This is a genomic window from Streptomyces sp. NPDC021020 (genome assembly GCF_044333285.1).
Classification (GTDB): domain Bacteria; phylum Actinomycetota; class Actinomycetes; order Streptomycetales; family Streptomycetaceae; genus Actinacidiphila.
Genome location: NZ_JBIRQQ010000013.1, coordinates 101,365 through 113,561, shown reverse-complemented (window position 1 = coordinate 113,561; position 12,197 = coordinate 101,365). Strand labels below are relative to the sequence as shown.

General features: G+C 74.1%; 13 protein-coding genes. 9 read left to right on the top strand and 4 right to left on the bottom strand.

Annotation, left to right across the window (positions count from 1 at the left end; all coding sequences use genetic code 11):
• Window positions 1-69: 69 nt before the first annotated feature.
• Both ACH4SL_RS32225 and ACH4SL_RS32220 read right to left on the bottom strand, forming a co-directional pair.
• Complete coding sequence (locus ACH4SL_RS32225) at window positions 70-1,008, bottom strand: M56 family metallopeptidase (RefSeq protein WP_398452326.1); 939 nt, start codon at window positions 1,006-1,008, stop codon at window positions 70-72.
• Window positions 1,009-1,131: 123 nt separating this feature from the next.
• Window positions 1,132-1,680: a DUF5134 domain-containing protein gene (locus tag ACH4SL_RS32220; RefSeq protein ID WP_398452323.1), complete on the bottom strand. Its 549-nt coding sequence runs from the start codon at window positions 1,678-1,680 to the stop codon at window positions 1,132-1,134.
• A gap of 227 nt (window positions 1,681-1,907) precedes the next feature.
• Here ACH4SL_RS32220 and ACH4SL_RS32215 point away from each other — a divergent pair, with 227 nt between their 5' ends.
• Window positions 1,908-2,441, top strand: coding sequence for a GNAT family N-acetyltransferase (locus ACH4SL_RS32215; protein WP_398452319.1), 534 nt, complete (start codon window positions 1,908-1,910; stop codon window positions 2,439-2,441).
• A 28-nt stretch (window positions 2,442-2,469) separates the two neighbouring features.
• On the opposite strand, the gene ACH4SL_RS32210 is transcribed toward ACH4SL_RS32215, so the two are convergent.
• Entirely contained in the window at window positions 2,470-3,147 is a 678-nt protein-coding gene (locus ACH4SL_RS32210) for a glycerophosphodiester phosphodiesterase (protein ID WP_398452316.1), read from the bottom strand.
• Between the two features lie 224 nt (window positions 3,148-3,371).
• Between ACH4SL_RS32210 and ACH4SL_RS32205 the strand changes: the two genes are divergently transcribed.
• From ACH4SL_RS32205 to ACH4SL_RS32170, 8 genes are all read left to right on the top strand, one after another.
• Window positions 3,372-4,769, top strand: coding sequence for a DUF6421 family protein (locus ACH4SL_RS32205; protein ID WP_398452313.1), 1,398 nt, complete (start codon window positions 3,372-3,374; stop codon window positions 4,767-4,769).
• 23 nt (window positions 4,770-4,792) lie between these two features.
• The gene (locus tag ACH4SL_RS32200) at window positions 4,793-5,551 is read left to right on the top strand and encodes an SDR family NAD(P)-dependent oxidoreductase (RefSeq protein ID WP_398452310.1); all 759 of its coding nucleotides are present in this window, start codon (window positions 4,793-4,795) and stop codon (window positions 5,549-5,551) included.
• Entirely contained in the window at window positions 5,530-6,648 is a 1,119-nt protein-coding gene (locus ACH4SL_RS32195; RefSeq protein WP_398452307.1) for a threonine aldolase family protein, read from the top strand. Before ACH4SL_RS32200 ends, ACH4SL_RS32195 begins: the two co-directional genes overlap by 22 nt.
• A 62-nt stretch (window positions 6,649-6,710) precedes the next feature.
• Window positions 6,711-7,307: a transglutaminase family protein gene (locus ACH4SL_RS32190; RefSeq protein ID WP_398452304.1), complete on the top strand. Its 597-nt coding sequence runs from the start codon at window positions 6,711-6,713 to the stop codon at window positions 7,305-7,307.
• 26 nt (window positions 7,308-7,333) lie between these two features.
• Window positions 7,334-7,660: a thioredoxin family protein gene (locus ACH4SL_RS32185; RefSeq protein ID WP_398452301.1), complete on the top strand. Its 327-nt coding sequence runs from the start codon at window positions 7,334-7,336 to the stop codon at window positions 7,658-7,660.
• 244 nt (window positions 7,661-7,904) lie between these two features.
• On the top strand, window positions 7,905-8,690 hold the full coding sequence (locus ACH4SL_RS32180; protein WP_398452299.1) for an electron transfer flavoprotein subunit beta/FixA family protein: 786 nt from the start codon (window positions 7,905-7,907) through the stop codon (window positions 8,688-8,690).
• 69 nt (window positions 8,691-8,759) lie between these two features.
• Complete coding sequence (locus ACH4SL_RS32175; protein WP_398452296.1) at window positions 8,760-9,722, top strand: electron transfer flavoprotein subunit alpha/FixB family protein; 963 nt, start codon at window positions 8,760-8,762, stop codon at window positions 9,720-9,722.
• Between the two features lie 161 nt (window positions 9,723-9,883).
• Entirely contained in the window at window positions 9,884-11,152 is a 1,269-nt protein-coding gene (locus ACH4SL_RS32170; protein ID WP_398452293.1) for a DUF6986 family protein, read from the top strand.
• Window positions 11,153-11,165: 13 nt separating this feature from the next.
• Here ACH4SL_RS32170 and ACH4SL_RS32165 read toward each other — a convergent pair whose 3' ends face one another.
• Complete coding sequence (locus tag ACH4SL_RS32165; RefSeq protein ID WP_398452290.1) at window positions 11,166-12,152, bottom strand: LacI family DNA-binding transcriptional regulator; 987 nt, start codon at window positions 12,150-12,152, stop codon at window positions 11,166-11,168.
• Between the last annotated feature and the right edge of the window lie 45 nt (window positions 12,153-12,197).

Here is a 12,197-nt window from a genome sequence, read left to right as displayed (position 1 = left end):
AGGACGGGCGCCGTCCCGGCGACGCGGGGGATCGCCGGGACGGCGCCCGCCGTCGCATCGGGCGCCGCATCAGGTCAGGGAGTTCAGGCCGGGGCCGAAGGCGATCAGCAGCGGCACCACGGGGACGAGCAGGGCGTACGCGCTCACCCGCACCCGGCGCGCCAGCGGCAGCCGCGGGGAGGGGTCCAGCAGCCGGTGCACCCGGCCCGGGAGCCCGGCGAGCGGGGCCGGGGCGGGACCGAAGACCCCGCGCTCCTCGTTCAGCTCCACCAGCGCCAGGGCCGTGGTGAGCCGGCCGACCCGGCGCGAGGCGGTGTCGTCCGCGGCCAGCTCGACCAGGTGGTGCACCTGGTCCCGGAAGGCGGCGAAGACCGGTACCTGCGGGAAGCCGCCGGCGAGCGCGCCCGAGCAGTGCAGCAGCACGTCGTGGCGGGCCCGCATGTGCCCCTGCTCGTGCGCCAGCACGGCGTCCAGCTGGCGGCCCTTGAGCCGCTGCAGCGCGGCGGTGGTGATCACCAGCTGCGGCTCGGCGCCGGACAGCCACCAGGCGTCGGAACGCGTGTCCTCCAGGACGACGAGGCGCTCGCCGGTCGGTACGTCCTCGCCCGGCAGCCGGGGCGAGCGCACCCGCAGCTCCGCCCGCCGCCGGCGGCGCCTGCCGCGGGCCGAGCGGACCTCACGGGTGAGCATGGCGGCCGTCCACAGGCCGCCGAGCGCCAGCATCACCGCCAGCGCCGCGGCTCCGCGGCCGTACTCCGGCAGCCCGTACGCGTCGACCACGCCGTGCGGCGCGAAGGCGAACACATGGCCGCGCACGGCGGCCCACGCGGCCGAGGCGGTGAGCGCCAGCGCCGACAGGCAGCACAGCAGCACGGCGGCGACCACGCACTGCCACACCCACAGGGCCAGCACGGGTTCGCGTTCCGGCCAGTCGGCACGGGACAGCAGGCGCGGCGCCATCGCCGCCGTCAGTGCGCCCAGGACCAGCAGCACGAACGGGACCGTCATGACGATCACCCTAGGAGCGGGCGGCGGGCCGCGGGTGCGGCCCGCACGCAATGTGACGTATCACTCACGCAATCCCGCCCGTCCCAGGCGTCACAAGGCTTCCGTGTCGCCGCAGGACCGGCCTCACATCGTCAGCAGCATCGCGAACATGCCCATCGCCATCGCCACGCGGCACGCCGCCGCCACCTCCGGGGCGTGCCGCAGGCGTATCGCGCCGCCCGGCGGCGCGGCGAGGCCGGCCACGGCGACCAGCCGGGTGCCCGCGCGCAGCACGTATCCGGCGAAATACGCCAGCAGCAGCCCCGTCAGCAGCGGGGTGCCCATCGCGGCGCCCGCCGCGTGGCCCGCGTGGCCGGAGTGCGCCTGGCTCGCGCCGGCCGTCGCCGCCGCCATGTAGACCATCGCGCCCGCGCACACCGAGTGGTGCATCCGGTGCGCCGTCGCGCGGTGCGCGGAGGGCCGCAGGGCGTGCACGGCCGCGCCGGCGAAGACGGCGGCGAGCACCGCGGTGCTCCAGCGCGGCGGCTCGTACACCGAGAGGGGGACGGCCATCAGCGCCATGCCCGTGCCCAGCAGGGCCTCCGCGCGTGCCTCTCGGCGCAGCACGCACGACAGCGCGGTCGCGGCGCTGAGCGCCACCAGCAACCACGCGACCACCGGTGGTCCGTGCACCGCGTCCACCCCCCTCGGGCTCCCGCTCCCGCCCGACCCGGCGGCCCACCACGAGCCTGCCCGCGCCCGGCAGCGCACACCCGAGCGCACGGAGGCGTCCGACGGCGTGCGCCCACCTCCTTCGCGCCGGAGCGCGAGCCCTCCGCGGAGGGGCCGCGCCCCGGCGGTCGCCTGCGGACAGAGGCCGCTCCCCGCACGGGGGGAGCGGCCGGATAGGCTGCGGGGTCATGGACACCGCCGCTTCGCCGACATTTCGCGCCGCGACCGCGGCAGACGTTCCCGCGCTGGTCGCGCTGATCGAGTCCGCCTACCGCGGCGATGCCAGCCGGGCGGGGTGGACGACCGAGGCGGACATCCTCGGCGGCCGGCGCACCGACCCCGAGGGCGTGCTCGCGGTGGTCGAGAACACGAGCAGCCGGCTGGTCGCGGTGGAGCGCGACGGGGAGCTGGTGGCCTGCTGCCAGCTGGAGCACCGCGGGGCGCACGCGTACTTCGGGATGTTCGCCGTGCGGCCGACGCTGCAGGGCGGCGGGCTCGGCAAGGTCGTCATCGCGGAGGCGGAACGGTTCGCCCGCGACGAGTGGGGCGTCGCCGAGATGCACATGACGGTGATCTCGGTCCGGGAGGACCTGATCGCCTGGTACGAGCGGCGCGGCTACGAGCGCACCGGGCAGACGAGCCCGTTCCCGTACGGCGACGAGCGGTTCGGCCTGCCCAGGCGCGACGACCTCGAGTTCGAGCTGCTCACCAAGAAGCTCTGAGCATTCCCTGAAGCCCCGGGTCCGGCCGTCAGGGCGCGGACCCGGCGGGCTCGGCCGGGAGGTCGGTCACGGCGCCGTCCAGGCCCAGGGCGCGGGCGAGCGCCCAGTCCTGCGCGGTGTTCACCGTCCAGGCGATGACCTGGATGCCCGCGGCGTGGCAGCGGCGGACGGTGTCCAGGGCCAGCAGCGTGAGGTCCAGGCTGACCAGGCGCGCCCCGACCGCCTGGGCGCGGGGCACGATGTCCGGCCCCGACCCGCCGGCCACCAGCACCGTCGCCACCTCGGGCAGCAGCGTGCGGATCTCGGCGAGGGCCTCGTCGTGGAAGGACAGCACGCTGACCCGGCCGGTGGCGCCGCGCTCGCGCAGGGCGCCGGCGAGCGCCCGCGCCGCCGCCGCGTCCTTGATCTCGGCCTGGATCGGGCCGCGCACCGCGTCGAGCACCTCCTCGAAGACCGGCACCCGCTCGCCGAGCCCGGCGTCCAGTGCGCGGATCTCGTCGAGGGTGAGGTCCCGGACGAGCCCGCTGCCGTCCGTGGTGCGGTCCACCTCGGCGTCGTGCATCACCACCAGCGCGCCGTCCTTGCTCAGGTGCAGGTCGAGTTCGACCTGGTCCAGCCCGGCCTGCTCGGCACGGCGGAAGGACCGCAGCGTGTTCTCCGGCTCGACGCCCATGACCCCGCGGTGACCGACGGTGAGGAAGCTCATGCCCGCAGCCTAGGGCGCCCGGACGACGGGGGGTCGAACACGCCGTGACGACTCGGCGGTGCCGGAGGGAATCCGGACGGTTCGGGGACGAATAGGGTCATCGGCCGCAGGAAAGGCGATCCAGTAGCCGTATCACCGGAGGATCTCCTCCTCGCCCGCTTGAAGCGGGAACATGGTCGCGGATACGGTGTCGGTACGGCAATTTTTCCTGTGAAGGAGCGGTCATGGCAGACATTCTTTCGTCGAGGGCGGCACCTGCTCAGGGGATATCCGGCGACGACGTCGTCGGACACCCGGTGTGGACCGAGCTCAAGGAAGCCGTCGAGGCCGTCCGGCCCTGGCAGCTGAAGGACGGGTCGATCGACTTCGAGGCCGAGGACGCGCCCTCGCGCGCGGACGCGGCGCAGGCCGTGGACCGGGTCGTCGCGGCCGTGGACCGGCTCCCCGACCTGCTCCCGCACGACGCGGCCTACCACCGGGCGCTCGCCGCCGATCTGCGCCGCTGGGCCGGCGAGGGCTTCGGCGTGCCGGACTTCCTGGACTCGCTGCTGGCCTTCCAGCCCGCCGCCGACCGCACCGACGGCCGCCGCCATGTCGTCGTCTTCCCGATGTACACCCAGAACGGCAACCCGGACCGCAACCTGGAGGCCGTCGCCCTGCGCGTGATGTGGCCGGAGTGGATCGCCGAGCTGGAGCGCACCCGCTTCGACAACCCGCAGTTCGTACCGATCGTCTTCGAGGACTTCACGCCCGGCTACGACACCAACTCCGCGGTGCTCTTCCCGGAGACCGTCGCCGTGCGCAAGCCCCCGGCCCGCTGGAGCTGGGGCGCGATCTTCTGCGACCGCGAGGCCGCGCGCTTCCGGGTGGTGACCGAGGCCGCCGTGGACATCCTGGGCCTGGACCTGCCGCCCGAGGCGGCCCGGCTGGTGTCCGACCAGGAGCTGGCGCAGCAGACGTACATGCTCTGGGACATGATCCACGACCGCACCCACAGCCATGGCGACCTGCCCTTCGACCCGTTCATGATCAAGCAGCGGGCGCCGTTCTGGATGTACGGCCTGGAGGAGCTGCGCTGCGACCTGACCACCTTCCGGGCCGCCGTCGAGCTGCAGGCCGAGGGGCACCCGATGGGCCTCGGCGTGCAGTACGCGATCCTCTTCGACCGGCTCTTCCGCTTCCCGGTCACCGGCGCGCGGGTCCGCAACTACGACGGACTCGGCGGACAGCTGCTGTTCTCCTACCTGCACAAGCACGACGCCGTACGCTGGACGGACAACACCCTGCACATCGACTGGGAGCGTGCACCGCAGGTCACCAACCAGCTCTGCGAGGAGATCGAGACGCTGTACCGGGACGGCATCGACCGCCCCAAGCTCGTGCACTGGTTCGCCGCGTACGACCTGGTCGCGAGCTACCTCTCGCCGCACCCCGGCTCGGTCTGGGCCAAGGGACCCGACGCCCTCGACCTGTCTCTTCCTCCGCGCAAGCTGGTGGACGACGTGCTGGCGGACGAATTTCCGCTCAGCATGTTCTACGAGGCCCTGTCCAGGAAGCTCCGTGACACGATCTCCTCGACCAAGGGGATCACCGGTGCCGCCCTGGTGCGGAGCGCCGCGTGACCGGTGCGGCCGAGGAGGCGGAGATGACGACGGACACGTATTCCGGTGGTCTTGACGGAGCGGTGATCGCCGTGGCGGGCGCCGGCGGGCCCGCGGGCCGCGCCGTGCTGCAGCGGCTCGCCCGCGCGGGCGGCCACGTCGTCGCGGTGGACCACGACCCCGAGCGGCTCGCCGAGGCCGTCGACGCGGCGCGCTACGACGCGGGCGGCGCCGACATCACCGGCGAGATCGTCGACCTGCTCGACCTGGAGGCCACCCAGGACTGGGCGGCCCGGATCGAGAAGGACCACGGCAGGGTCGACGGCCTGGTGCACCTGGTGGGCGGCTGGCGCGGTTCGGCGTCCTTCCCGGAGACCGAGCTGGCCGACTGGGACGTGCTGCACCAGCTGCTCATCCGCACCGTCCAGAACACCTCGCTGGGCTTCCACGACGGGCTCATGCGCAGCCCCGGCGGCCGCTACGTGCTGATCAGCGCGGCGGGCGCGAGCCGCCCGACCGCGGGCAACGCCGCCTACGCCGCGGCGAAGGCCGCCGCGGAGGCCTGGACGCTCGCGCTCGGCGACTCCTTCCGCCGGCTCGGCGGCGACGGCGGGCCCACCGCGGCGGCCACCGTCCTGGTGATCAAGGCGCTGGTGCACGACGGCCTGCGGGCCGAGCGCCCGCAGTCGACCTTCCCCGGCTTCACCGACGTGACCGACCTCGCCGAGGCGATCGCGACCCAGTGGAACCGCAACGCAGCAGAAGTGAACGGGACCCGCCAGTGGCTGACGCCTCAACCGTGACCGACCCCGCCGACGACACGCACGGCCTCGGCCGCACCGACGCCGTACGGCGGCACGACCCGGCCGTCCGCGGCTTCGCCAGCGACAACTACGCCGGCGTCCACCCCGAGGTGCTCGCCGCCCTCGCGCTCGCCAACGGCGGCCACCAGGTCGCCTACGGCGAGGACGCCTACACCGCCGCGCTCCAGGAGGTCTTCCGGCGGCACTTCGGCCCGGCCGCCGAGGTCTTCCCGGTCTTCAACGGCACGGGCGCCAACGTGACGGCCCTGCAGGCGGTGACCGAGCGCTGGGGCGCGGTGATCTGCGCCGAGAGCGCGCACATCCACGTCGACGAGTGCGGCGCGCCCGAGCGCGTGGGCGGCCTGAAACTGCTCACCGTGCCCACCCCGGACGGCAAGCTCACCCCCGAGCTGATCGACCGGCAGGCGTACGGCCTCGACGACGAGCACCGCGCGCAGCCGCAGGTCGTGTCGATCACCCAGACCACCGAGCTGGGCACCTGCTACACCCCGCAGGAGGTCGCGGCGATCTGCGACCACGCCCACCAGTTGGGCCTCACGGTGCACATGGACGGCGCGCGGCTCGCCAACGCCGCCGCGACCCTCGGGGTGCCGCTCGCCCGCTTCACCACCGAGGCGGGCGTCGACATCCTGTCCTTCGGCGGTACCAAGAACGGACTGCTGCTCGGCGAGTGCGTCGTCGTCCTGGACCCGCAGCGGGTGCGCGGGCTGCGGTATCTGCGCAAGCTGTCGATGCAGCTGGCGTCCAAGATGCGCTTCGTGTCCGTGCAGTTCGAGGCGCTGCTGGCCGGCGACCTGTGGCTGCGCAGCGCCGGGCACGCCAACGCGATGGCCCGCCGGCTGGAGGCGGCCGTGCGCGGTATCGAGGGTGTCCGGGTGACCCAGCCCGTACAGTCCAACGCGATCTTCGCGGTCCTGCCGCGCGAGGTCGGCGAGCGGTTGCAGAAGCGCTTCCGCTTCTACTTCTGGGACGAGTCGACCGGCGAGGTGCGCTGGATGTGCGCCTTCGACACCACGGAGGCGGACGTGGACGCCTTCGCCGCGGCCGTCGCGGAGGAGCTCGCGGACGCCGTCTGAATAGATATACGACAGTTGGTAAATTGATTGATCTGCGGTCGGCAGCTCTCTAGGGTCTGCCCATGGAACCGATCCCGGAGACCGCCGACCTTTCTGCCTTCCTCGCGGCCGACGACGTTCTCGACCACCACGACCCGGTGGTGGTCGAGACGGCCGCGCTGCTCGCCGAGGACGCCGACAATCTGCATGAGTATGCGCACACGGCCTACGAATACGTCCGCGACATGATCCCGCACTCCTTCGACTCGGGAGACCCGCGCGTCACCTGGCGGGCCTCCGACGTGCTGGCCCAGCGCAACGGCATCTGCTACGCCAAGTCGCACGCCCTCGCCGCCCTGCTGCGCGCCCGCGGCATCCCGGCGGGCCTGTGCTACCAGCGGCTGACGGAGGACGACGGGTCCGACCCCGTCGTGCACGGCCTGGTCGCTCTGCGGCTGCCGGGTACGGACCGCTGGTGCCGGGTGGACGCGCGCGGGAACAAACCCGGGGTGGACGCCGCTTTCACCCTCGATGTGGAGCAGCTCGCCTTCCCCGTCCGGCCGGAGCTGGGGGAGTGCGACTATCCGACGGTGTACGCGGCGCCGCCGCGGCAGGTGGTGGACTGCCTGCGGGCGGCGCCGAGCAGCACGCGGATCGTGCTGCCGACCGAACTGCCCTGAACCGAACTGCCTTGAGGAGGACGTGCATGGGTGCCGCGGACGGGTCCGGGCGGCTGACCGCCGCCGAGCTCGGCGGGCCGCTGGGGGAGCGGGCCACCCTCGTGCAGTTCTCCAGCGCGTTCTGCGCGCCCTGCCGGGCGACCCGGCGCGTGCTGGCCGAGGTGTCCGGGATGATCGAGGGGGTAGGGCATCTGGAGATCGACGCCGAGGCGCACCTCGGCCTGGTCCGGCGGCTGCGGATCGAGCAGACGCCGACCGTGCTGGTGCTGGACGCCGGCGGCGCGGTGGTGCGCCGCGCGGTCGGACAGCCGCGCAAGGCCGACGTGATCGCGGCGCTCGGAGCCGCGGTCTGAGCGGCCGTCCCCGGTCGGCCGGGCCGCGGACGTCGGGCAGGTCACAGCCGCGGACCTTGCGAAGGGGCGGCGCGGTCTGTGTACTGGCGAGTAATATAACCGCAGGGGACTCGCCGCGACGCGTGCCGCCCGCGGCGGGGAGCCGATGCCACTGGCGCCTATGCTGCCAGTTCCGGGGCACTTGCCAGGGCGCTGCCGGGGCAGTTGACGAAGACGTGCAGGACGAAGCAGTAGGAGAGCAGGCGTGAGCTTGAGGATCGTAGTCGCTGTGAAGTACGTGCCCGACGCCACCGGCGACCGTCACTTCGCCGATGACCTGACCACCGACCGCGACGCGGTCGACGGACTGCTGTCGGAGCTGGACGAATACGCCGTCGAGCAGGCGCTGCAGATCGCGGACGCCGCGGACGACGCCGAGATCACCGTGCTGACCGTGGGCCCCGAGGACGCCAAGGACGCGCTGCGCAAGGCGCTGTCGATGGGCGCCGACAAGGCCGTCCACGTCGAGGACGACGAGCTGCACGGCACGGACGTCATCGGCACCTCGCTGGTGCTGGCCAAGGCCGTCGAGCACATCGGCTACGACCTGGTCGTGACGGGCATGGCCTCCACCGACGGCACCGCGGGCGTGGTGCCCGCGCTGCTCGCCGAGCGGCTCGGGATCCCGCAGGTCACGCTGCTGTCCGAGGTCGCGGTGGCCGACGGCAAGGTGACCGGGCGGCGCGACGGGGACGCGGCGAGCGAGCAGCTGGAGGCGTCGCTGCCCGCGCTGGTGTCGGTGACCGACCAGTCCGGCGAGGCCCGCTACCCGTCCTTCAAGGGCATCATGGCCGCCAAGAAGAAGCCGGTGGAGTCGCTGGACCTGTCGGACCTGGGCATCGACGCGGCCGAGGTCGGCCTGGCCGGCGCCTGGACCGCGGTGCAGGACGCGGCCAAGCGCCCGGAGCGCACCGCCGGCACCATCGTCAAGGACGAGGGCGAGGGCGGCAAGCAGCTCGCCGCCTACCTCGCGGAGCAGAAGTTCATCTGACGGACGGCCCCGCCCGGCCGCCGGCTCCCGCCCGCCCCCGACTCCCTTCTTCCGCAGGAGAACGTACCCATGGCTGAAGTCCTCGTCCTCGTCGACCACGTGGACGGCGCCGTCCGCAAGCCCACCCTCGAACTGCTCACCCTGGCCCGCCGGATCGGCGACCCGGTCGCCGTCCACCTCGGCGCCGGCGCCGACTCCGCCGCCCCGGTGCTCGCCGAGCACGGCGCCGTCAAGGTGCTGGCCGCCGACGCCCCGGAATTCGCCGACTACCTCGTCGTGCCCAAGGTGGACGCGCTGCAGGCCGCCGCCGCTGCCGTCTCGCCGGTCGCCGTCCTCGTCCCGTCCTCGGCCGAGGGCAAGGAGATCGCCGCGCGGCTCGCACTGCGGCTCGGCTCCGGCATCATCACCGACGCCGTCGACGTGGCGGCGGGCGACGAGGGCCCGGTCGCGACCCAGTCGGTCTTCGCCGCCGCCTTCACGACCCGCTCGCGCGTCACCCGCGGCATCCCGGTCATCACCGTCAAGCCCAACTCCGCGCCCGTCGAGGCCGCCCCCGCGGCCGGCACCGTCGAGCCGCTGGAGGTCGCCTTCGGCGAGCTGGCCACCGGCACCAAGGTCGTCTCCCGCACCCCGCGCCAGTCCACCGGGCGGCCGGAGCTGACCGAGGCCGCGATCGTGGTCTCCGGCGGCCGCGGTGTCAACGGCGCCGAGAACTTCTCCCTCATCGAGGAGCTGGCCGACTCGCTCGGTGCCGCGGTCGGCGCCTCGCGCGCCGCCGTGGACGCCGGCTGGTACCCGCACAGCAACCAGGTCGGCCAGACCGGCAAGTCGGTCTCGCCGCAGCTCTACATCGCCAACGGCATCTCCGGCGCCATCCAGCACCGGGCCGGTATGCAGACCTCCAAGACGATCGTCGCCGTCAACAAGGACGCCGAGGCCCCGATCTTCGACCTCGTCGACTACGGCGTGGTCGGCGACCTCTTCCAGGTCGTCCCGCAGCTCACCGCGGAGGTCAAGGCCCGCAAGGGCTGAACCGCCGACACCTCTGGGCTCCGCCCGCCGGCCCCCGTACGCCCCCCGCGCACGGGGGCCGCGGTGTGCCCGGGGGAGGGTGTTGACCGGCCCGTGCACCCCGGCTAGCGTCGCTTCGTCGATCTACCGACACATCGGCCGGTACGGGGAAGGCGGCGCCTGTGACGTGGGCGGACGGCAGGACGCTCACCAGCGCGGACGTGGCCCGCGTCGGGGCCTCGCTCGCGGCCACCGACGCCGAACTCGCCCGCCGCTACCCCGGCGACCCGGGTACCCGGCAGCCCGTGCACACCGTCTATGTGCCCGCCGACACGGCGGGCCCCGGCACCCCGCGGGAGTGGGGCGACCGGGCGCTGGCCGCGCTGGACGCGCACGCCCCGGACGCCGCCGCCTTCGGCGGGCTGCTCGGGCTGCCCGCCGGGCTCGCCGCCGAGGTGCACGACCGGGTCCGCGCCAAGCTGCGCCGGGAGCCGGTGGAGGATCTGCGCATCGATTTCGAGGACGGCTACGGCCCGCGGCCCGACGCCGAGGAGGACGCGGCGGCCCGCACCGCCGCCCGTACCGTCGCGGAGATGGCCGGGCGGGAGGGGGCGCCGCCGTGGGCCGGGATCCGGATGAAGTGCCTGGAGGCCGCCGTCCGCGAGCGCGGCATCCGCACCCTGGACGTCTTCCTGACCGCGCTGCTGGACGCGGGCGGGCTGCCGGACGGGCTGGTGGTCACGCTGCCCAAGGTGACCTTCGCCGCGCAGGTGGCCGCCATGGCCGAACTGTGCGGGCAGTTCGAGCGGGCCGCGGGGCTGCCGCAGGGCCGGATCCGCTTCGAGGTCCAGATCGAGACCACCCAGGCCGTGCTGGGCCCGGACGGCACCGCGACGGTCTCCCGGCTCGTCGACGCGGCCGCGGGCCGCCTCACCGCGCTGCACTACGGCACCTTCGACTACAGCGCCGCCTGCGGTGTCGGCCCCTCCCACCAGGCCCCCGACCACCCCGCCGCCGACTACGCCAAGGCCGTCATGCAGGTCGCCGCCGCGGGCACCGGCGTACGGCTCTCCGACGGCTCCACCAACGTCCTGCCGGTCGGCTCCACGCAGGACGTGCACGCCGCCTGGCGGCTGCACTACGGGCTGGTGCGGCGCTCGCTGGCCCGCGCCTACCACCAGGGCTGGGACATGCACCCGGCGCACCTGCCCACCCGCTACGCCGCCGTCTACGCCTTCTGCCGGGAGGACCTGGACGCCGCCGCGGCCCGGCTCGCGGCCTACGCCGGCAGACGCGCGGGGGGCGGCGCGGTGCTGGACGAGCCGGCGACGGCCCGCGCGCTGTGCGGCCACCTGCTGCGCGGCCTGGACTGCGGCGCCCTCGACCCGGCCGAGGTCGCATCCCGCACCGGGCTGACCCGCGGCGAGATCGACGCGCTGGCCGGGCGCTGAGCCGTCGCCCCGGTCAGAAGGACGGCGGGATCTCGCCGGAGCCGCGCGGGACGAGCCGGGCGGGCAGCTCGACGCGGCTGGTCCCCGACACCGCGCCGTCCAGCCGCCGGAAGAGCAGCTGCGCGGCGGTCCGCCCCAGGCCCGGGGCGTCCTGGGCCACGACCGTGACCGGAGGGTCGAGCAGATCGGCCAGCTCGAAGTCGTCGAAGCCGACCAGGGCGATGCGCTCGGGGCGGCCGGACAGCACGCGGACCGCGCTCACGGTGACCCGGTTGTTTCCCGCGAAGAGCGCCGTGACCGGCTCGGGCCCGGACAGCATCACCGCCAGCGCGGCCTGCACGCGCTCGGGCGTGGTGGGACCCATCGCGTACCACTCGGGGCGGACGGTCAGCCCGGCGTCGGCCATCGCCTCGCGGTAGCCGCGCAGCCGTTCGGCGGCGGTGTGGATGCCGGGCTGGTCGCCGATGAAGCCGATCCTGCGGTGGCCGTGCGCGATGAGGTGGGCGATGCCGGTACGGGTGCCGCCCGCGTTGTCGGTGAGGACGACGTCGGCGTCTATCCGGCCGGCGGGCCGGTCGACGAACACGGTGGCCACGCCCGCGTCGATCTCCGGGCTCAGGTAGCGGTGGTCGTCACCGGCCGGGACCACGACCAGGCCGTCGACCCGGCGGGCGCAGAAGGCGAGCACCAGCTCCTGCTCGCGGCGCGGGTTCTCGGTGCTCGACCCGGTGAACAGCAGCGCCCCGTGCGCGCTCGCCACGTCCTCGACGGCCCTGCTGAGGGCGGCGTAGAAGGGGTCGGCGAGGTCTTCGAGGACCAGGCCCACGCTGGCGGTGCGGCGGGTGCGGAGCAGCCGCGCACTGTCGTTGCGCCGGAAGCCGAGGGCGTCGATGGCGGCCTGGACGCGGGCCATCGTGTCGGGCGTGACGCCCGGTTCCTCGTTCACCACCCGGGACACCGTCTTGAGCCCGACGCCCGCGCGGGCGGCGACATCCTTCATGGTGGGCCGGGGGACTCGTCCAGGAGTATGGGTCACGGTCGTAGT